Origin of the sequence: Sphingomicrobium marinum (assembly GCF_026157105.1) — a bacterium.
In the GTDB taxonomy this organism is placed as follows: Bacteria; Pseudomonadota; Alphaproteobacteria; order Sphingomonadales; family Sphingomonadaceae; genus Sphingomicrobium; species Sphingomicrobium marinum.
In genome coordinates this window covers 259,768-278,131 of the sequence record NZ_JANPVQ010000001.1, presented here as the reverse complement: position 1 = coordinate 278,131, position 18,364 = coordinate 259,768, and the positions used below count along the sequence as shown (strand labels likewise).

General features: G+C 64.6%; 21 protein-coding genes. 11 read left to right on the top strand and 10 right to left on the bottom strand.

Annotated features, from left to right (window positions below; all coding sequences use genetic code 11):
* Positions 1 to 86: 86 nt before the first annotated feature.
* From hemC to NUX07_RS01415, 4 genes are all read left to right on the top strand, one after another.
* Complete coding sequence (gene hemC, locus NUX07_RS01430; RefSeq protein WP_407696156.1) at positions 87 to 935, top strand: hydroxymethylbilane synthase; 849 nt, start codon at positions 87 to 89, stop codon at positions 933 to 935.
* On the top strand, positions 932 to 1,615 hold the full coding sequence (locus NUX07_RS01425; protein WP_265528232.1) for a uroporphyrinogen-III synthase: 684 nt from the start codon (positions 932 to 934) through the stop codon (positions 1,613 to 1,615). Before hemC ends, NUX07_RS01425 begins: the two co-directional genes overlap by 4 nt.
* Entirely contained in the window at positions 1,608 to 2,450 is an 843-nt protein-coding gene (locus NUX07_RS01420) for a hypothetical protein (protein ID WP_265528231.1), read from the top strand. The genes NUX07_RS01425 and NUX07_RS01420 overlap by 8 nt, the downstream gene beginning before the upstream one ends.
* 96 nt (positions 2,451 to 2,546) lie before the next feature.
* The gene (locus tag NUX07_RS01415) at positions 2,547 to 3,668 is read left to right on the top strand and encodes a serine hydrolase (protein ID WP_265528230.1); all 1,122 of its coding nucleotides are present in this window, start codon (positions 2,547 to 2,549) and stop codon (positions 3,666 to 3,668) included.
* A 39-nt stretch (positions 3,669 to 3,707) separates the two neighbouring features.
* Here the strand turns inward: NUX07_RS01415 and NUX07_RS01410 are convergent, their stop codons facing one another.
* Positions 3,708 to 4,601, bottom strand: a complete 894-nt coding sequence (locus tag NUX07_RS01410; RefSeq protein ID WP_265528228.1) for an MBL fold metallo-hydrolase — start codon at positions 4,599 to 4,601, stop codon at positions 3,708 to 3,710.
* A gap of 67 nt (positions 4,602 to 4,668) precedes the next feature.
* Between NUX07_RS01410 and NUX07_RS01405 the strand changes: the two genes are divergently transcribed.
* The 4 genes from NUX07_RS01405 to NUX07_RS01390 are packed head-to-tail and all read left to right on the top strand — an operon-like array spanning position 4,669 to position 7,019.
* The gene (locus tag NUX07_RS01405; protein ID WP_265528227.1) at positions 4,669 to 4,992 is read left to right on the top strand and encodes an ArsR/SmtB family transcription factor; all 324 of its coding nucleotides are present in this window, start codon (positions 4,669 to 4,671) and stop codon (positions 4,990 to 4,992) included.
* Entirely contained in the window at positions 4,989 to 5,507 is a 519-nt protein-coding gene (locus tag NUX07_RS01400; protein ID WP_265528226.1) for a rhodanese family protein, read from the top strand. Before NUX07_RS01405 ends, NUX07_RS01400 begins: the two co-directional genes overlap by 4 nt.
* The gene (locus tag NUX07_RS01395) at positions 5,500 to 6,270 is read left to right on the top strand and encodes a sulfite exporter TauE/SafE family protein (RefSeq protein WP_265528225.1); all 771 of its coding nucleotides are present in this window, start codon (positions 5,500 to 5,502) and stop codon (positions 6,268 to 6,270) included. The genes NUX07_RS01400 and NUX07_RS01395 overlap by 8 nt, the downstream gene beginning before the upstream one ends.
* Entirely contained in the window at positions 6,267 to 7,019 is a 753-nt protein-coding gene (locus NUX07_RS01390; RefSeq protein ID WP_265528224.1) for an inositol monophosphatase family protein, read from the top strand. The genes NUX07_RS01395 and NUX07_RS01390 overlap by 4 nt, the downstream gene beginning before the upstream one ends.
* Here NUX07_RS01390 and NUX07_RS01385 read toward each other — a convergent pair.
* Genes NUX07_RS01385 through NUX07_RS01345 form a run of 9 tightly spaced genes read right to left on the bottom strand, consistent with a single transcriptional unit; the run spans position 7,016 to position 14,938 of the window.
* A complete protein-coding gene (locus NUX07_RS01385) occupies positions 7,016 to 8,188 on the bottom strand; it encodes a BaiN/RdsA family NAD(P)/FAD-dependent oxidoreductase (protein ID WP_265528223.1) in 1,173 nt (390 codons plus the stop codon). The genes NUX07_RS01390 and NUX07_RS01385 overlap by 4 nt on opposite strands.
* 32 nt (positions 8,189 to 8,220) lie before the next feature.
* Positions 8,221 to 8,790 (bottom strand): bifunctional phosphoribosyl-AMP cyclohydrolase/phosphoribosyl-ATP diphosphatase HisIE, encoded by a 570-nt coding sequence (gene hisIE, locus NUX07_RS01380; RefSeq protein WP_322597200.1) that lies wholly within the window; start codon positions 8,788 to 8,790, stop codon positions 8,221 to 8,223.
* A 26-nt stretch (positions 8,791 to 8,816) separates the two neighbouring features.
* Positions 8,817 to 9,578 (bottom strand): imidazole glycerol phosphate synthase subunit HisF, encoded by a 762-nt coding sequence (gene hisF, locus NUX07_RS01375; RefSeq protein WP_265528221.1) that lies wholly within the window; start codon positions 9,576 to 9,578, stop codon positions 8,817 to 8,819.
* On the bottom strand, positions 9,571 to 10,293 hold the full coding sequence (locus NUX07_RS01370; RefSeq protein ID WP_265528220.1) for a 1-(5-phosphoribosyl)-5-[(5-phosphoribosylamino)methylideneamino]imidazole-4-carboxamide isomerase: 723 nt from the start codon (positions 10,291 to 10,293) through the stop codon (positions 9,571 to 9,573). Before NUX07_RS01370 ends, hisF begins: the two co-directional genes overlap by 8 nt.
* Positions 10,290 to 10,871, bottom strand: a complete 582-nt coding sequence (gene hisH, locus NUX07_RS01365) for an imidazole glycerol phosphate synthase subunit HisH (protein ID WP_265528219.1) — start codon at positions 10,869 to 10,871, stop codon at positions 10,290 to 10,292. The genes NUX07_RS01370 and hisH overlap by 4 nt, the downstream gene beginning before the upstream one ends.
* On the bottom strand, positions 10,868 to 12,499 hold the full coding sequence (hisB, locus tag NUX07_RS01360; protein WP_265528218.1) for an imidazoleglycerol-phosphate dehydratase HisB: 1,632 nt from the start codon (positions 12,497 to 12,499) through the stop codon (positions 10,868 to 10,870). Before hisB ends, hisH begins: the two co-directional genes overlap by 4 nt.
* On the bottom strand, positions 12,496 to 13,776 hold the full coding sequence (gene hisD / locus NUX07_RS01355) for a histidinol dehydrogenase (RefSeq protein ID WP_265528217.1): 1,281 nt from the start codon (positions 13,774 to 13,776) through the stop codon (positions 12,496 to 12,498). The genes hisB and hisD overlap by 4 nt, the downstream gene beginning before the upstream one ends.
* Complete coding sequence (hisG, locus tag NUX07_RS01350; RefSeq protein ID WP_265528216.1) at positions 13,776 to 14,651, bottom strand: ATP phosphoribosyltransferase; 876 nt, start codon at positions 14,649 to 14,651, stop codon at positions 13,776 to 13,778. Before hisG ends, hisD begins: the two co-directional genes overlap by 1 nt.
* Positions 14,648 to 14,938 (bottom strand): YerC/YecD family TrpR-related protein, encoded by a 291-nt coding sequence (locus NUX07_RS01345; RefSeq protein WP_265528215.1) that lies wholly within the window; start codon positions 14,936 to 14,938, stop codon positions 14,648 to 14,650. The genes hisG and NUX07_RS01345 overlap by 4 nt, the downstream gene beginning before the upstream one ends.
* Positions 14,939 to 15,239: 301 nt before the next feature.
* On the opposite strand from NUX07_RS01345, the gene aroF reads away from it, so the two are divergent.
* Genes aroF through NUX07_RS01330 form a run of 3 tightly spaced genes read left to right on the top strand, consistent with a single transcriptional unit; the run spans position 15,240 to position 18,354 of the window.
* Positions 15,240 to 16,253: a 3-deoxy-7-phosphoheptulonate synthase gene (gene aroF / locus NUX07_RS01340; RefSeq protein WP_265528214.1), complete on the top strand. Its 1,014-nt coding sequence runs from the start codon at positions 15,240 to 15,242 to the stop codon at positions 16,251 to 16,253.
* Complete coding sequence (locus NUX07_RS01335; RefSeq protein WP_265528213.1) at positions 16,250 to 17,749, top strand: chorismate-binding protein; 1,500 nt, start codon at positions 16,250 to 16,252, stop codon at positions 17,747 to 17,749. Before aroF ends, NUX07_RS01335 begins: the two co-directional genes overlap by 4 nt.
* A complete protein-coding gene (locus NUX07_RS01330; protein ID WP_265528212.1) occupies positions 17,746 to 18,354 on the top strand; it encodes an anthranilate synthase component II in 609 nt (202 codons plus the stop codon). The genes NUX07_RS01335 and NUX07_RS01330 overlap by 4 nt, the downstream gene beginning before the upstream one ends.
* Positions 18,355 to 18,364 lie beyond the last annotated feature (10 nt).

Below are 18,364 nucleotides of genomic sequence, written 5' to 3'. Positions count from 1 at the left end.
TAGGGGCTTGGGGGTGGCAGGGCTAGGCCGTGCGAAAGGTCAGGATCGGAACGCGGGGTTCTCCGCTGGCGCTCAAACAGGCGCATATGGTGGCGGATGCGCTGCACGCGGCGCACGGCGATATCGATACCGATATCGTCACGCTCAAGACCGGCGGTGACCGCGTGACCGATCGGCCGATCGCCGAAATTGGCGGAAAAGCCGTCTGGACCAAGGAACTCGATCGCGCGCTGCTGGCGGGTGAGACCGATATCAGCGTACATTCGATGAAGGATGTTGAAAGCGAGCGGCCTGACGGCTTGCGCATCACGGCAATGCTCGAGCGTGCCGATGTGCGAGACAAGCTTGTCGGCGCCGACACTATCGACGCACTGCCGCAAGGGGCGCGGGTGGGCACGTCCAGTCCGCGCCGCGCCGCGCAGCTGCAATCCATTCGCCCTGATCTTGTCCCGGTGTCCTTGCGCGGCAACGTCGCCACGCGGCTTGCCAAGCTGGAGGCGGGAGAGGCCGATGCCACACTTCTGGCAGCTGCAGGGCTCGACCGGTTGGGACAAAGCGACGTCGGCCACTTCATCGAAACTGACGTCATGCTGCCAGCAGCCGCACAGGGCGCGGTGGGGATCGATGCGCGCAGCGACGATGCGGCAATGCAGGAATTGCTGGCGGCAATCGATCACAAGGACACCCACGATGCCGTGCTGGTCGAGCGAGCCTTTATCCTCGGCCTTGGCGGCAATTGCCATTCGCCGGTGGCCGCGCTCGCGGTCTGCGATGGCGCCGCGATCCGAATGCGAATGGCGCTTTATAGCGAGGACGGGAGCGGGTGCCTGGCCGAGGCGGCGGAGTTCGTGCGCGGCGATCTGGACGCGCCGTTGCTCTACGCTACCGAAATGCTCGAACGAGCTCCCGAAACGATCAGGTCGCTCTTCGCGTGAGGCCGCTTGTTATCCTCCGGCCCGAACCCGGCGCGTCGCTTAGCGCCGACCGCGCGGAGAAGATGGGCTTCGAAACAGTGATCTGCGCGAGCCTGTTCAAGGTCCGTCCCGTGGAATGGCAAGCCCCCGATCCGGACCGCTTCGATGGCCTGCTGATCACCAGCGCCAATGCCGTTCGCGCCGCTGGCGACCAGCTCCAGGAATTGCGATCGCTGCCGGTCCACACGGTCGGCGAAGCGACCGCATCGGCGGCCCGCAGCGCCGGGCTGATGGTCGAGACGGTGGGCGATGACGGTATCGACGAATTGCTTGGCATGCTGCCCGAGGATCTTCGTTTGCTGCACCTGGGCGGCCGTCACCGCCGGACGCCGGCCGAGCCAAGGCAGACGCTGGTGCCGGTTACCGTGTATTCGAGCGTGGCCCGTGAGGACCCCAAGAATTTTGAGCGGATCGCGAGCGCGGTCGCCTGTGTGCATAGTCCGCGCGCGGGTGCGCGGCTGGCCGAATTGGCGGACCGCGACGGCATAGACCGTACGCAAATTGCCATCGCCGCGATCAGCCAGAATGCCGCCGATGCATGCGGTGATGGCTGGGAATGCATCAAGATTTCGGGCGCGCGCGACGATGCGAGCCTGCTGGCGCTGGCGCTGCAGCTATGCAAGAGCAGTGACGATGCATGACGGTCCGAACTGGAAATTGCGGCTTGGCGTCGCGTCGCTGCTGCTGATCGTGGGCATGATTGGTGCGCTGTGGCTGATTGCCAGCAGTCCGCGGCTTGCCGGCACGATCGGGCTCGCGCCCATCAGCGAACAGCCGAGCGAGGCGGGCGAGCCGGCCCAGACGGCGTTCCTGCCCTCGCCCGATCCATCCCCATCCACGCTGACCAACGAAGTCGCCCCCGATGATGATCGCGAGGAGCCGGTAGCCATGGCAAGCGAAGAATCGGTCGACGACCTCGAGAGCCGCATCATCCGGCTCGAAGGCGCATTGTCGCGGGCCGAGGGATCGGCCGGCCGCGCGGATGCGTTGCTGGTCGCCTTTGCCGCGCGCCGCGCCATCGAACGCGGCGTTCCGCTCGGTTATCTCGAGCCTCTGCTCGTCGAGCGCTTTGGCGACGCGCACGAAGCCGAAGTGGCACGGATCATCACGGCCAGCCGCGATCCGGTGCAGCTCGACGAATTGGTCGAGCAATACCGCGCCTTGGGCCCAACGCTTCGCAGCGGGGATCCCGAAGCTGGCTTGTGGACCAAGTTCAAGCGCGGTCTGGCCGACGTGGTGGCGATCTACCCGGCCGATCAACCCAACCCACGGCCCCAGGCGCGTTATGACCGGGCGCTCGTGCAGTTGCGTCTCGGTGAGGTCGAATCGGCGTTGTCCGAGACGCTTCGCCTCCCCGGCGCGCAGGCCGCGCAGGAATGGATCGACGAGGCGCGGCGTTACATCGCTACTCGTTCCGCGCTCGATACTATCGAGTCGGCTGCCCTGCTGTCCCGAAGGGAAAATACGCCAAGGTGAGTCCGCACCGCTTTGCGCGCGCATCATCGCGCGTTAATCAACCCTTTGTTAACACTCTATCGCTTTGAATCTTTGGGGAAAAGCGGACTCGTACCTATGTTGACGTCAGTACAGAACATGATGGGCAAAGCCATGATGACGATCGTTTCACCGGTCGCGATGCTCTTTGCCCAGGCCGACGCCAAGCCCGAACCGGTGGTGGCCACCGCCTCGGTCACGCTTACGTCTGCGCAGCCTGTTACACAAAGTGTCGAAATTGTCCCCCAGTCACGCGATGTGCAGGCGCTTGGCACTGATATCCTTGACCGCGTTCGCTCGTTCAACGGGACGTCGGGCATTGCCATCCACTCGATCGATGGTGGTTGGGAAACGGGCTGGCAGACCGCGCGCCTGTTCCCGCAGCAGAGCGTGTCGAAGCTCTGGGTGAGCCTGGCCGTCATGGACCAGTACGACCGAAATGAGCTCGACCTGCGCAAGCGCGTGACGCTGGACCGCGACGACCTGACGCTGTGGAGCAGCGCCACCCGCGCGAGCATCCTGCGCGGCGGATACACCAGGACGCTCGACCAGCTGATGTACGACGCGCTCGTCAGCAGCGACAATCACGCGAACGACAGGTTGCTGCGCGAAGTCGGCGGGCCCGAGGCGATCCGTAACATGATCGAACGCAAGGGCCTTGGCGACATTCGTTTTGGCGAGGGCGAGCGGTTGATGCAGGCCAAGATTGCCGGTCTCGATTGGCATCCGTCGCTGTCGCTGGGCAACAATTTCAGCGCGGCCCGCTCGCGCCTGCCGGACTCGCAACGCGCGGCTGCCTTCGAACGCTATTTGGACGATCCCTATGACGGTGCATCGCCGCTGGCGATCGTGCGTGCGCTTGCCAAGTTGGAACGCGGCGAGCTGCTGTCACCGGCATCCACCGCCAAGCTGCTGACGACCATGGGGATGGCCAAGACCGGCCGCCTGCGGCTCAAGTCGTCGCTCAAGCCCGGATGGACGTGGATCCACAAGACCGGCACCGGGCAGAATTTCCGGGGCCGCGTCGGCGGTCTCAACGATATCGGCATTCTCACCGCGCCCGATGGGTCGAGCTATGCGATCGCCGTGATGACGATCCCCAATTCGACCGACGGTAGCGCACAGGAGCTTATGCGCGATATTGGTTCCATGGTGATCGCGCATCATGAGCGGCACGAGCGGAGCGACTTCACGCTCTGATACCAGTCTGCAAGCGTCCGTTAGCGCCTGAGGACAAGCCTAATCGGCCAACTCGTCCTCGCTTGCCGTAGTGGGCAGCTTGATCGGCACCTTCATGTAGCGAACGCCGTTGGTCTCTGCGGGGGGCAGTCGTCCGGCGCGCATGTTGGTCTGAATTGACGGCATGATCAAAGCGGGCGCCTTGAGGGTCGCGTCGCGTGCCTCGCGCATCTCGACGAATTCGTCTTCGGAAATCCCGTCATGGACGTGCAGGTTGTTCGCGCGCTGCTCGGCGACCGTTGTCGTCCAGGCATATTCGTCGCGGCCTGGCGCCTTGTAGTCGTGGCACATGTGCAGCGTGGTTTCGGGCGGCAGATCGAGGATCTTGCGGATCGAGCGATACAGCGTGCGCGCATCGCCGCCCGGAAAATCCGCCCGCGCGGTGCCATAGTCGGGCATGAACATCGTATCGCCGACAAAGGCATGATTGCCGATGATATAGGCGACGTCGGCGGGCGTATGGCCGGGGACGTGCATCACCTTGATGTCCATGTCGTTGCCGATGGTGATCGTCTCGCCGTCCTTGAGCAGCCGGTCGAAATCCGCGCCGTCGCCCTTGAGGTCGTCCGCCATGAAGACAGGGCGGAAGATCTTCTGCACCTCTTTCACATGCTCACCGATGGCAATGCCCGCGCCGGTGCGCGCCTTGATCAGCGGTGCGCCGGAGAGGTGATCGGCATGGACATGCGTCTCGAGCGCCCAGTCGATCGTGAGCCCTTCTTCCTCAGCGGCCGCCAAGACGCGATCGACCGAATGCGTGCTGACCTTGCCCGAGGCATGGTCATAATCGAGCACGGGGTCGATAATAACGGCGTGGCGGCTGTCGGGGCACCAAACAAGATAGGTGACCGTGTTGGTGGCTTCATCGAAAAAGGCGCGGATTTGCGGGCTCATGCGTTGCTCCTTGACATTACTTTAGCAATACCTAATTTAGTATCATCTAAATTTCAAGGAGCAGAGTTTGCAAGTCACGTCCGATCCTTTCCTGGCACAAGCCCGTGACGCGGCGCAGTTTCTAAAACTGCTCGCCAACGAGCAGCGCTTGCTCATCCTATGCCATCTGATGGCACAAGGCGAGATGAGCGTGGGGGCGCTGGGAGAGCAGCTCAACCTGAGTGCATCGGCGTTGAGCCAGCACTTGGCCAAACTGCGGGATCTGGGATTGGTTGCATATCGCCGCGAGGCCCAGACGCTTTACTATCGACTGGTCGACGAGCGTGCCGAGCGCACGGTGGACCTGATGGCCGACCTGTTCTGCCCCGACATCAAGAAGGAATATCAATGAGCATCCGTACGATTTCGCCCGCCGAGGCGATGAAAAAGATGGAGGCCGGCGCGATGCTGGTCGATATCCGTGGGCGCGACGAACATGCGCGCGAACGCGTGCCCCAAGCCAGGAATGTACCGCTTGACCAGCTGTCGAGCGACCATCTGGAAGGCGAGACCGTGTTGTTTCACTGCAAGTCGGGCATGCGGACGCAAAATGCGGCTGCGCAGCTTCAAGCCTGCGCGGGCGATCGCGAGTGCTACATCGTAGATGGTGGTCTCGGGGCATGGGAAAAGGCCGGGTTGCCGGTGGTGAAAGACAAGAGCGCGCCGATGGAGATGCAACGCCAGGTGATGATTGCCGCGGGCACGCTGGTGCTGATCGGCACCTTGCTGTCGCTGCTGGTCGCGCCCGCGTTCATCTATCTTGCCATTTTCGTCGGCGCGGGGCTGACCTTTGCGGGCATTACCGGTTTTTGCGGGATGGCCATGTTGCTTGCGAAGATGCCATGGAACCGGACCGCGCATGCTTGATGCGCTGATTGCAGCGCTCGGCGGCAGCCTGGTCGGGTTCAGCTTGGCGTTGATCGGCGGCGGGGGCTCGATCCTCGCTACCCCATTCCTCGCCTATGTCATCGGTCTGCCGCCGCATGCTGCGATCGGCACCAGCGCTGTCGGCGTCGGCGCCAATGCCGCGATCGGTCTCTTCGGAAAGGCACGCGACGGCGCGGTAAGCTGGCAGGCGGGTATTCCTTTTGCGCTGGCCGGCGTCGTGGGGGCCGTTGGTGGTGCCGAGATGGGCAAAGCGACCGATGGCGACATGCTGCTCGGATTGTTCGCGCTTCTCATGATCCTCGTCGGCGCGCTGATGCTGCGCAAGAAGGAAGAGGGTCCGAACACCGCCTTCGTCAAACCCAACATGATGAAGCTGCTGGCCTATGGCGGCGCCACTGGCGTGATGGCGGGCTTTTTCGGCATCGGCGGCGGTTTCCTTATCGTGCCCGGGCTGATGGCGGCAGCGAGCCTGCCGATCTTCAACGCGATGGCGACCAGCCTGGTCGGGGTGACGGCGCTGGGCGCCACCACTGCAACCAGCTACGGCCTGGCCGGCCATGTCGAATGGGCCATCGCCGCAGCGTTCATCGGAGGCGGATTCATCGGCAGCTGGGCAGGCGGCCGCGCCGCCAAGAAGTTGGCAGGGACGAAAGGCGCGCTCACCCGCATTTTCGTTGGGATTATCTTTAGTGTTGCAGTCTACATGCTCTATCGGTGGGGCCTCGCACTGGAGATATTATGATCCGCGACTTTTTCGATCGACTGGGTGATGTCGCCCGGGCCGCCATCGAACTCACCGACACCGATAGCGTCGACAACAAGGATGAAGACGGGCTGTTCGATCCCGTTACCGAAGCCGACCGCGCTGCCGAACGCGCGATGCGCGCGCTGATTGAAAAGACCTATCCGGAAGATGCCATCTGGGGCGAGGAATATGGCTGGACGCGCGAGGGCGCGGCGCGCTACTGGAGCCTGGATCCGATCGACGGCACGCGCGCCTTCATTTGCGGCCTGCCGAGCTGGGCCGTGCTTGCGGGCCTGATCGACGATGGAAATCATGTCGGCGGCATGATCGACCTGCCCGATCTCGACGAACGGCTGATCGGGTTCGAAGGCGAAACCACCTTGAACGGCGCAATTGTCGAGACAAGCGGATGCCGCTCGCTCGCCGAAGCGCGCGTGTCGACAACCGACCCGCATCTGTTCGAAGGCGCGCATCTCGACGCGTTCGATCGACTGCGCGCGCAAGTGCCGTTAGTGCGCTACGGGCTCGACGCGATGGCGTTTGCGCGCGTTGCGACGGGCGATATCGACCTTGCCACCGATGTTGGGTTGAAGCCGCACGATTATGATGCGCTGGTCGCCTGCGTCCGCTTTGCCGGCGGATATATCGGCAACTGGAGCGGCGGCGACGATTTGTCAGGCGGCGACGTGATCGCGGCGGCGAGCGAATCGCTTTACCGCCAGGCCGTCGACGCGCTTAACGGCTAGGCCGCCTCGCCCGCGGCGACACCGCTCGCCCACGCCCACTGGAAATTGTAGCCACCGAGCCAGCCAGTTACGTCGACCGCTTCTCCGATGCAGTAGAGGCCGGGCACGCGCTTGGCTTCCATTGTCCGCGATGACAAGTCATCAGTGGAGATGCCTCCGACAGTGACCTCGGCCTTGGCAAACCCTTCCGATCCGTTGGGGGTGAAGCGCCAGTCGGCTAGCCTGCTTTCGGCTTCCTCGAGCGCCTTGTCGCCGTGCATTTGCAGCGGGCCGTCGATCGACAGTCGATCAACAAGGGCGCTTGCCAAACGATCGGGCAGGGCTTCGGCCAGCACACGTCCGAGCGTGCGTTGCGGCGCGCTGCGCTTAACTTCGCGCAGCCAACCCGCCTGCCTCCCGGGCAGGAAGTCGATGCTGACCTGCTCGCCATTGCCGCGCCAATAGCTGGAGACCTGCAGGATGGCAGGGCCCGACAGACCGCGATGCGTGAACAAGGCCGCTTCGCGAAAGGCAGGTCCGCGTTCGGCGCGAGCGGTAACGCCGGTGGCGACGCCCGAGAGTTCGCGGAAAAGCGCTTCGTCCGCCGGCAGTTTAAGCGGCACGAGCGCGGGACGCGGCTCGATGATCTTGAGACCCCAGCCGCGTGCCAAATCGTAGGCGAAACTTGTGGCGCCTAGTTTGGGGATCGAGGGACCGCCGGTAGCAAGCATGAGCGCATCACTTCGCATTGTGTCGGCGCCGAGCGTGACCACGAATTGATCGCCATCGCGCGCAACTTCAGGACTATCGCCAAAGCGCGTGACGACACCCGCTTCACTGCATTCCTGCATCAGCATGGCCACGATCTGTTTGGCCGAGCCGTCGCAGAAAAGCTGGCCGAGCGTCTTTTCGTGCCACGCGATGCCGTAGCTATCGACGAGCGCGATGAAATCGGCCGGGGTGTAGCGCGCTATGGCGGACTTGGCGAAGTGCGGGTTGGTCGAGAGATAGCGTTCGGGCACCGCATGAATGTTGGTGAAATTGCAGCGCCCACCGCCCGAGATCAAAATCTTCTTTCCGGGCGCATCATTATGATCGACGAGCAGCACGCGCCGCCCGCGACGACCTGCTGTAAAGGCGGCCATCATGCCGGCGGCGCCGGCGCCAAGAACGATCACATCGTATTGCATGGCGGCTGCCAAAGGCGCTGGGGCCTTGGCGGTCAAGCTTTATGGCGATCCTTGAGCACCGCGAGCACATCGTCGAGCGGCACGTCAGTAGCCTCGAGCAGGACGAGCAGGTGGTAGAGGAGGTCCGCGGCCTCGCTGGCTGTTTCGCGCTTGTCGCCCGCAGTGGCGGCAAGCGCTGTTTCAACGCCTTCCTCGCCAACCTTCTGCGCGCATCGCTTGACCCCCTTGGCGAGCAGGCGCGCCGTGTAGCTGGCTTGTGCATCGGCGCCCGCAGCGCGGGCCGATATGACCGTGGCCAATTCACCCAGAAAACCGACGCCGGGCGCACCCTCATCGCCAAAACAGCTTGTCGTGCCGAGGTGACAGGTGGGGCCGGCGGGCCGCGCCAGCACCAGCAGCGCATCGCCGTCGCAATCGGTGCGCATATCGACCAGATCGAGCGTGTCGCCACTAATCGCACCCTTCTCCCAGAGTTCGCCGCGCGAACGGGACCAGAAGGTGACCTTTCCGCTGGCCTGCGTGGCGTCTAGTGCTTCGCGGTTCATATAGCCCAGCATCCGCACCTCACCGGTGTCGGCCTGCTGGACGATGGCGGGGATCATTCCGTCCATCTTGTCCCAGTCGAGCTTCATCGGCGCACCTCCCAACCTTGGGCATCCAGATAGTCCTTGAGGTCCGCGATGGCGATGCGTCGGTCGTGAAAGACGCTGGCCGCCAGCGCGCCCGAACATCCGGCGTCGAACGCTTCGGCAAAATGTTCGGCCTTGCCGGCACCGCCCGAGGCAATGACGGGCACGTCAACGGCGTCGGTGAGCGCGCGAAGCTGCGCGAGGTCATAGCCCTGGCGCACGCCGTCGCGGTTCATGCAATTGAGCACGATCTCGCCCGCCCCGAGCGCCGCACCCTCGCCCGCCCAATCAAGCATCGTGCGCCCGGTATCGACGGTTGATTCGGGGCGACCGGTGAATTGCTTGACGCGGTAGGTGCCGCCCTCATCCTCATAGCTGTCGATGCCGAGCACGACGCATTGCCTGCCGAACGCATCGGCGAGCTCGGCGACGAGATCGGGCCGGGTTAGCGCGGGGGAATTGACCGACACCTTGTCGGCGCCCGTCGAAAGGCAGGCTTCGGCCGTCTCGACGCTGTCGATGCCGCCGGCGACCGCGAAGGGAATGTCGATGACCGCAGCGACATCGTGGATCCATTTCGGGTCGATCGTCCGCTTATCGGCACTCGCGGTGATGTCGTAGAAGACGAGCTCGTCGGCGCCCTCGTCGCGGTAGCGCAGCGCGTGGTCGACGACCTCGCCAATGACGCGGTGATCCTTGAACCGTACGCCTTTGACGACCTTGCCGTCGGCGACATCAAGACAGGGGATGATCCTAGCCACGGGCACGCTGCACCCCTTCGGCAACCGAGAATGTCTTGCCCCAGATGGCCTTGCCGGTGATCGCCGCATCGGCGCCTGCTTCGCGCAACTCGTCGAGATCGCCGAGGCTGGCCACGCCGCCCGAGGCTTGCACCTGCAGTTCGGGATAATTTTCTTTCAACGCTCGATAGAGCGCGACGTTGGGCCCGGTCATCATGCCGTCGCGCCCGATATCGGTGACGAGAATATTCCGCACGCGAGGAAAGTCGGCGAGCACCTCGTCGAGCGTGCTGGTCGAGGTCTCCTGCCAGCCGTGGCGCGCGACATAGGGCACACCGTCTTCGAGACGCACGTCAAGCGCGAGCACCATGCGTTCGGCGCCGTAGCAGTTGAGCATCTCGATGAAAATTTGCGGACGCGACAAGGCGAGGCTGCCGATGACGACGCGCGCGGCGCCGGCTTCGAACATGTCCCCGACCTGCTCACGCGAGCGGAAACCGCCGGCAACCTGCACCGGCATGATGGGTGCCAACGCAGCAATGAGGTTGTGCTGCTTCGGCTCGCCTGCCCTGGCGCCGTCGAGATCGACGATGTGCGTCAACTCGGCACCCTGGATCAGGAACATGGCAAGCGCATCCGCAGCGCTCTCACCATAGTCGGTCCGGCGATCGAAATCGCCCTGGGCAAGGCGGACGGGCTTGCCGTCCATGAGGTCGATGGCGGGGATCAGCTTCATGCGGCGAGGAAGGCCTTCAGGAAGTTGGCACCGGGGCCGGAGGACCGTTCGGGGTGAAACTGTGCAGCCCACCAGTTCTTGTGGCGCAGCGCGGCCGGGATCGGCCCGCCATAGTCGACGCGCGCGGCCATGGTCGGGCCTTTGGGGCAAGCGAAACTATGCGCGAAATAGAGGTGGTCGCCTTCAGACAGCCCGATGCCGGGCGCAACGTTACTGACCTTTGTCCAACCCATGTGCGGGACAGGCCGGCCCTTGGCGGGCTTGAGCGCTCTCACCTTGCCCTTCAGGATGCCGAGCAAAGGGCGATCGGTTTCTTCCGATGCTTCGAAAAGCATCTGCATGCCAAGGCAGATGCCGAGCGCAGGCTTGTTGCGCAGTTTGAGCGTAGCGATGAGGCCGGCTTCTTCGAGCCGCTGCATGCCATATCCAGCGTTGCCGACGCCGGGCAGCACGATTTTCGACGCAGCCTGAACGCTCGCGGGATCGGACACGAGGATCGGGTCCGCGCCGAGTCGCTGGAAGGCGAGGCGGATCGATTCGGTGTTACCGTAGCCAAGGTCGAGTATAGCGAGGCTCACAATACCCCCTTGGTCGAGGGCACACCCCCGCCGCCCGCCGTGGCGAGGCCCTGCCGCAGCGCGCGGCCGAACGCCTTGAAACAGGCTTCGACCTTGTGGTGGTCGTTGTCGCCTTTGACCCTCACGTGGATCGCGGCGCGCATGCTGTCGGCAAGGCTGCGGAAGACGTGCGGCGTCATTTGGGTCGGGAAATCGCCCACTTTTTCGTCGCTGAAGTCGCCGTCGAACTTGGCGAAAGGGCGACCCGACAGGTCGATCAGCACTTCGGCAGACGTCTCGTCCATCGGCAGCGCGAAGCCGAAACGGCCAATACCCTTACGGTCGCCGACGGCCGCGTCGAGCGCTTCGCCGAGCGCGAGCGCGACGTCTTCAATGCTGTGGTGGCCGTCGATGTGCGTGTCGCCCGTGCAGGCGAGGGTAAGCCCGAAGCCCCCGTGGCCCGCGATCTGGTCGAGCATGTGATCGTAAAAGCCGATGCCCGTATCGATGCGACGCTTGGGGTCATCAGCATCCAGATCGACCTCGACAACGATGGCGGTTTCACCCGTGTCGCGCGTGATCGCGGCGCGGCGGCCCTGCGGGCGTTCAGCGCTGATACCGAAGACAGCGAGGAGGGCGCGGTTCTCGGCGTCGGTACCGATACTGACCCGCACGCCGCCCGGCGCCGCGTTGGGCCGGAAGCGGACCTTGACCCCGGCAGCAGCAAGGCGCCGCGCAAGATCCTGGGGATCGGCGACGATGAGGAAAAGGTAACTGCCGCCCTCGTAAAGCGCTCGCACTTCATCGACACCGCGTAGCTGCTGCGCAAGGCCTGTTCGGTCGGCAAGCAGCTTTTCGATCCGCGCCTGGTGTACCGGCATCCGTTCGGGCGCGAGTGCTTTCATCGCGGCGTCGATCGATGGCGTGGGCAGCGGATAAGGCGGCGAGACGCGCGCGAGCCAATCGATGATCTCGGGATCGGCGATGGCGCAGCCGATGCGCGCGCCCGCCAAGCCGTAGGCTTTGGACAGCGTACGCAAGACAACCATGTTGCCGCCGACTTCAAGAGCAAGGCTCGTTGTGTCGGCAAACTCGCCATAGGCCTCGTCGGCGATCACAAGCGTGTCGGGCAACGCCGCGGCGATACGGCGCACGGCGTCCGGATCGATCGGCGTAGCGGTTGGATTATTGGGTGTGCACAGGAACAGCAGCTTCGGCGCAATGCCCTGCTTGCATACATCGAGCACCGCTTGCTCGTCGAAGACATAATCATCGGTGAGGCGCGCCGCATCGACCTTGGCGCCCTGGATGCGGGCGAACTGGGCGTAAGCGGAAAAAGTCGGCTCGACGACGACGATGCGATCTTCACCCGGACGCAGGAAAGCGCGGCAGAGCAGGTCGATGGCATCGTCGCTGCCGCGCGTGACCCACAATTGGTCGGGCTGGCAGCCGTAGAGATCGGCCATCCGGGCGCGAAGCGGCGCAGGCTGCGGGTCGGGATAACGATTGATCGTCGGGCCGCCGGCAAGCGGTTCGTACGGATTCTCGTTGGCGTCGAGACGGATCGTCCCCGGGATTGGCGCCCCGGCGAGATCTACGGGGGGCAGGTCCTTGAGGTCGGGACGCACGAGGCGGTCGGCGAGGCTCATGCGTCCACCTTCCGGACACGGATTTCGGCGGCGCGCGCGTGCGCTTCGAGGCCTTCGAGACGGGCCAGCACGGCCGCCGGCGCGGCGAGACAGCGCGCCGCTTCATCGGTGACACGCTGGATGCTGATCGCTTTCATGAAGGAAAGCGACGTGACGCCTCCGGTAAAGCGCGCCGCACCGTCGGTCGGCAGGACGTGGCTGGACCCGGCGAGATAATCGCCGAGCGTTTCGGCCGCGCCGCCGCCAACGAAAATCGCGCCCGCATTGACGATCCGGTTGACCAGTCGTTCGGCGTCTTGCGTCGCGAGGCTCAGATGTTCAGGCGCGTAGGCGTTGGCGATCTGGCAAGCCGTGTCGAGCGTGTCGCACTTGATCGCCCTGAGCGGCGCAAACGCCCCTCCCATGTCGGCGATCATCGCCCCCGCTTCGGCGAGGACGCGGTCGATGACGAACGTGTCGGTGCTGACGATAATCGACTGGGCGTCAGGGCCATGTTCGGCCTGGCTGAGCAGATCGGCGGCAACGACCGACGGATCGGCGCTCGCATCGGCAATCACCATCAGTTCGGAGGGTCCTGCGGGCAGGTCGATACCGGGGCCGCCGGGCATCGACGATACGATGCTCTTTGCCGCCGCGACCCAGGCATTGCCGGGTCCGCAGATGCGATCGACGGGACGTATCTCGCCAGCCCCGAAAGCAAGCGCGGCGATGGCCTGCGCACCGCCCACGGTCCAGATCGATTCGATGCCGCATAGCTGCGCGGCGTAAGCCACGGCAGGATCGAGCCCGCCATCCGGTCGCGGCGGGGTAACGACTTCGAGCCGCTGGACACCGGCCACCAATGCTGGAACGGCGAGCATCAGCAAGGTCGAGAATAGCGGCGCCTTGCCGCCCGGCACGTAGAGCCCCGCTGACGACAGTGGTACCCAGCGCTTTGCAACGCGCAGTCCCGGCATGGTCTCCACTTCGGTATCGCGCGGCAGGGTCTCGCGATGGAAGCGGGCGATATTGGCGCACGCCATCTCGATGGCATCGATCGCTTCGTGTCCCAACATTTCGCGCGCTTTGTCAGCATGGGGGCCCACCGCGACCTTTACGGGCGGCGCGCCGTCGATGTTCCTCGCCAACCGCTCGAGCGCGGGCCAGCCCTCGTCCTTTACCTGCTCGACGATCGCTGCGACACGGGCGCGCAGTTCGGGGGCACCGCGCATATCGGGCCGGGCCAGCGCGGCGCGGCGCTGGGAGTCATCGGCACTGTTCCAGTCTACCATTGTCATCAGAGCATCATCTTTTCGATCGGCATGACGAGGATGTCGCGCGCGCCCGCGCCCTTGAGCTGCTCGAGCGTTTCCCAGAACACCGATTCCTGACACACCGCCTGCACCGCGACCTGACCCTGCCGACCCAGCAGCGGCATGACGGTCGGTGCTTCGGCGCCGGGCAGGATGCGGGTGATGTCTTCGAGCGCATTTTCGGGCGCATTGAGGACGATATATTTGCTTTCGCTGGTGGCGATGACGCCATCGGTGCGCGCCTTGAGCGCGTCGACAAGTTCGGCCATCGCCCCGTCGATCGGTTTGAGGGTCCGCACCAGCACCGACTCGCTTTCGAGCACCGTTTCTACCGGTTTGAGACCGTTGGCCTCGAGCGTCTGTCCCGACGACACCAGGTCGCAGACATAATCGGCAATGCCCAGCCGCGGCGCGAGTTCGACCGCGCCCTGCATCGTAACGGTCTCCGCACTGATGCCGCTCTCGGCAAGAAAACGCCTGGTCATGCGCGGGTAAGAGGTCGCGATGCGCTTGCCCTCGAGCGCGGACATGTCGAACGCCTCGCTTTCGGGGCAGGCGATCATCAGCTTGCATCTGCCGAAGCCCAGACGCGCGATGATCTCGACGTCGTCCTCGTCCTGGCCGAGCCGATATTCCTCGAGCACGTTGAGGCCCACGATGCCGAGCTCGCACACGCCGTCGCCGACAAAGGTGGGGATGTCGTCATCGCGCACCAGCATGAGGTCGAGCGGGAAATTGGTAGCGCGCGCAGTCAGGCCCGTCTTGGTATCCTGCACCTTGATCCCCGCCTGCTTGAGCAGGTCGCGGCTCTGGTCGGCAAGGCGGCCTTTCTTCTGGATGGCAAGGTGGAGGCGGCTCATCCCTCTTTTCCTTCCAGCCGGTCGATCATCGCGCGGTAGCCGCAATTTTCTTCTGCGTTGAGGAAGCGCGCGACCCGCGTGATGGTCGTCGTCGACACACCGGTTTCGTCGTGAATCTGCCGGTAGGTCTTGTCCCCGCGTGCCAGCAGGCGCGCGACATGCCAGCGCTCCGAAATGGCGCGCAGTTCGGTGGGCGTGCACAGGTCCTTGAGAAAAGCTTCGGCTTCTTCGGGACTTTCCAGTCCGGCCATCGCAACAGCCAGATCCTTAAGGGGCGAATCGGTCATCTTGTTCCATCGTGTTAAAACAGTGGAACGAGCTGCTAGGGATCGATCAGGCCGATTGCAACCCTTTTGTTCTGCGCAACGAACGGGTTGACATGTTGGAGAAGAGACGGAAGTTACGCGGGCAATGATGAAGTTCGCACCCATCACCGATTCGGCAGCCGCGTTCGCCGGCTGGTGGTGGCGCTCGTCCATATCCTGGCGCGCGACCGACTGACCCTGCCTGACACGCAGACTTATCGAAGCCCGCCGCGAGCGGGCTTTTTCATGTCCGCTCTCCACGCCCCCAATGGAGTAAGTTGACATGATTATCGTGATGAAACCCGAAGCGACCGAGGAGACGGTCGATCGCCTGCTCGACAAGATCAAGGCCAAGGGACTGAAACCGCTGCACATGCCCGGCGCCGAACGCGTCGTGCTGGGCGCGCTGGGCGACGAGCGCGTGCTGGCCGAGCTCGGTTTCGACGCCGAACCGTCGGTTGAAAGCGTGAAACCGATCCTGTCGCCTTACAAGCTCGTGAGCCGCGAGTTGCACCCGCATGACAGCCGCATCGCGATCGGCGACGCGGTGATCGGCGGGGGCAAGTTCGCGCTGATCGCGGGTCCGTGCGCCGTCGAAAATGCCGAGCAGGTGCAGGCCAGCGCCGAAGCAGCCAAGAAGGCTGGCGCACGCGTGCTGCGCGGCGGCGCCTACAAGCCGCGCACCTCGCCCTACAGCTTCCAGGGACATGGGCCCGAAGGGCTCGATCTGCTGCGCGAGGCGGGCGACAAGGTCGGCCTTCCGATCATCACCGAACTCGTTGACACGCGCGATCTCGATCTGCTCGCCGAGAAGGCCGACGCGATCCAGATCGGCACGCGCAACATGCAGAATTTCGAATTGCTCAAGGCGGTCGGCGGTGCGGGCAAGCCGGTCATGCTCAAGCGCGGCATGGCCGCCAAGATCGACGACCTGCTGATGGCGGCCGAATATATCATGGCCAGCGGCAACGATGACGTGATCCTGTGCGAACGGGGCATCCGCACCTTTGAAACGGCAACGCGCAATACGCTCGATCTCGCCGCCGTTCCGCTGCTCAAGCAGAAGTCGCACCTGCCGGTGATCGTCGATCCCAGCCACGGTACGGGCAAGCGCGAACTGGTTGCGCCGATGGCGCTGGCGGCAGCCGCGGCGGGCGCCGACGGCGTGATGGTCGAGGTTCACTACGATCCGCCCAGCGCGCTCAGCGACGGCCCGCAATCGCTCTACCCTGACCAGATGGAAGCGCTGGGCGGCCAGCTGTCGGCGATGCTGAGCGCATTGGGCCGCGAACTGTGAGACAGATCCGGAGAGGCGAAGCGACCATATTGTCGCGGCGGCTCTCCGGGGCCGTCGATCCGGTCAGCCTGTTCGCGGCATTGCATGCCGAAGGTCGCGCCCGCCTGTTCTTTCGCCGCACCGGCGGAACCGCGTTGATCCTCGTCGACCATGCGATCGAGCTCGAGGCGACGGGCGGCGACGCAGCGATCCATGCGGTAAGCGAGAATGGCACCGCGCTGCTCGGGCCCATCGCCGAAAGGCTGGGCGCAAAGGTCGACGGCGACAGGCTGCGCCTGCGCTTCGAACGATCGGACGATCCCGACGAAGCAGTGCGCGCCGCAGCGCCATGCGCGCTAGATACACTGCGCGCCTTGACCTCCGCGATCCGCTTCCACGACAAGGACGAGCCTTATGCGCTCGCCGCGTTGGGCATGATCGGCTTCGACCATGTCGACATGGTCGAGACATTGCCGCCCCGGCCCGACGGCGATTTTCCCGATCTCTATTTCCGACTGGCCGAGACGCTGGTGGTCGTCGAGCCGGGTGGCGGGGCCCGCGTGCTGGCGCTGGTGGCGGGACATGACGACCAGGCGACAGCGCATCGGCTGCAATCGCTTGGCGTCGAGCGACTGTCGCGCACGGTAGCGCGGATCGAGCAAGCGCCGGTTCCCGCTCTCCAAGACGCGCCGGACATCGTCGCCAGTCCCGATATCGACGATGCGCAATTCGAAGCGACGGTCGAGAAGCTGAAAGGTCATGTCCTCGCAGGCGACATCTTCCAGGCGGTACCGAGCCGTACGTTCGAAGCCCCGTGCACGGAGCCGATCCAGGCTTTCCGCCGGCTCGTGAAGGCCGATCCCAGCGCTTACAATTTCTATGCCGACACGCCCTACGGCACCCTGTTCGGCGCCTCGCCCGAAAACGGTGTCGAGGTGCGCGGGCGTATCGTATCCGTCAGCCCGATTGCGGGAACGCGTCCGCGCGGGGATACGAACGACGCCGATGACCGGCAGGAGGCCGACCTGCGGCTCGACCAGAAGGAAGTGTCCGAGCACCTGATGCTCGTCGATCTTGGTCGCAACGATATCGCGCGCGTCGCCAAGCCTGGCACGCGGCGGGTAACCAGCCTGCTGCGGGTCGAGCGGTTCGCGAAGGTCATGCACCTTGTTTCGACGGTGCAGGGCGAGCTCGACGAGGGTCGCGACGCCATTGATGCGATCCGCGCCTGCCTGAATGTCGGTACGCTTTCGGGCGCGCCCAAACTCAAGGCGATCGAACTCATCCGTTCGGTCGAAACGAGCGCGCGCGGGCCCTATGGCGGCGCGATCGGCGTGCTGACGGGTGCGGGCGGTTTCGACAGCGCGGTGATTATCCGCTCGGCACTGGTGCGCGATGGCGTGGCTGAAGTGCGCGCCGGCGCGGGCGTGGTGGCTGACAGCGATCCCACCGCCGAAGCCGCTGAAACGCGCGCCAAGGCAAGCGCGGTGCTGAGCGCGCTGGGAGCCGCGGCATGAAGATCCTGCTTATCGACAATCGCGACAGCTTTACCTTCAACCTGGTCGACGCGATGCGCGCAGGAGGCGCGCAGGTGCGCGTGGTGCGCGTGGTGCGCAACAGCATCGCGGCTCGAGACGCGCTGGCAATGGCCGACGGCGGGGCGATCATGTTGTCGCCCGGCCCCGGCACCCCCGACGAGGCAGGATGCTGCCTCGAGTTGATCGGGCTGGCAAAAGCCAAGATACCGCTAATCGGGATCTGCCTTGGCCATCAGGCGATCGTGCAGCAGGCGGGCGGTGTCGTCTCACGCGCGCCGCAGGCGGTTCATGGCAAGACGAGCGCGCTGGTGCATGGCGGGCGCGGCCCTTTTTCGGGCCTGCCCGATCCGCTCACCATCGGGCGCTATCATTCGCTGTGCACGCCAGTCGCCGAGCTTCCCGGCAACTTCACCGTCGATGCCCAGATCAAGGGCATGGCAATGGCAATCCGCGACGAGGCCGCGATGCAGCTCGGCCTCCAATTCCACCCCGAATCCATTTTGACCCCGCTGGGCCACCGGCTTGCCGCTGCGCTGGCCGATTGGGCCCAAATCCATCTAGCCAAGGAACCCGCAAATGCCTGAAGGCGCGACC

What these genes read in the sequence shown, in the direction of transcription:
- NUX07_RS01395 (WP_265528225.1), top strand. Translation starts at nt 5,500, where the DNA reads ATGCTTGATGCGCTGATTGCAGCGCTCGGCGGCAGCCTGGTCGGGTTC.
- hisB (WP_265528218.1), bottom strand. Translation starts at nt 12,499, where the DNA reads ATGAGCCTCGCCGACCGCCTCGTGCGTCCCGACCTCAAGGACCTGCCC.
- NUX07_RS01420 (WP_265528231.1), top strand. Translation starts at nt 1,608, where the DNA reads ATGCATGACGGTCCGAACTGGAAATTGCGGCTTGGCGTCGCGTCGCTG.
- hisG (WP_265528216.1), bottom strand. Translation starts at nt 14,651, where the DNA reads ATGAGCCGCCTCCACCTTGCCATCCAGAAGAAAGGCCGCCTTGCCGAC.
- NUX07_RS01415 (WP_265528230.1), top strand. Translation starts at nt 2,547, where the DNA reads ATGTTGACGTCAGTACAGAACATGATGGGCAAAGCCATGATGACGATC.
- NUX07_RS01400 (WP_265528226.1), top strand. Translation starts at nt 4,989, where the DNA reads ATGAGCATCCGTACGATTTCGCCCGCCGAGGCGATGAAAAAGATGGAG.
- hisD (WP_265528217.1), bottom strand. Translation starts at nt 13,776, where the DNA reads ATGACAATGGTAGACTGGAACAGTGCCGATGACTCCCAGCGCCGCGCC.
- hisIE (WP_322597200.1), bottom strand. Translation starts at nt 8,790, where the DNA reads ATGATCCCCGCCATCGTCCAGCAGGCCGACACCGGTGAGGTGCGGATG.
- NUX07_RS01330 (WP_265528212.1), top strand. Translation starts at nt 17,746, where the DNA reads ATGAAGATCCTGCTTATCGACAATCGCGACAGCTTTACCTTCAACCTG.
- NUX07_RS01410 (WP_265528228.1), bottom strand. Translation starts at nt 4,601, where the DNA reads ATGAGCCCGCAAATCCGCGCCTTTTTCGATGAAGCCACCAACACGGTC.
- aroF (WP_265528214.1), top strand. Translation starts at nt 15,240, where the DNA reads ATGATTATCGTGATGAAACCCGAAGCGACCGAGGAGACGGTCGATCGC.
- NUX07_RS01370 (WP_265528220.1), bottom strand. Translation starts at nt 10,293, where the DNA reads ATGAAGCTGATCCCCGCCATCGACCTCATGGACGGCAAGCCCGTCCGC.
- NUX07_RS01385 (WP_265528223.1), bottom strand. Translation starts at nt 8,188, where the DNA reads ATGCAATACGATGTGATCGTTCTTGGCGCCGGCGCCGCCGGCATGATG.
- NUX07_RS01390 (WP_265528224.1), top strand. Translation starts at nt 6,267, where the DNA reads ATGATCCGCGACTTTTTCGATCGACTGGGTGATGTCGCCCGGGCCGCC.
- hemC (WP_407696156.1), top strand. Translation starts at nt 87, where the DNA reads ATGGTGGCGGATGCGCTGCACGCGGCGCACGGCGATATCGATACCGAT.
- NUX07_RS01345 (WP_265528215.1), bottom strand. Translation starts at nt 14,938, where the DNA reads ATGACCGATTCGCCCCTTAAGGATCTGGCTGTTGCGATGGCCGGACTG.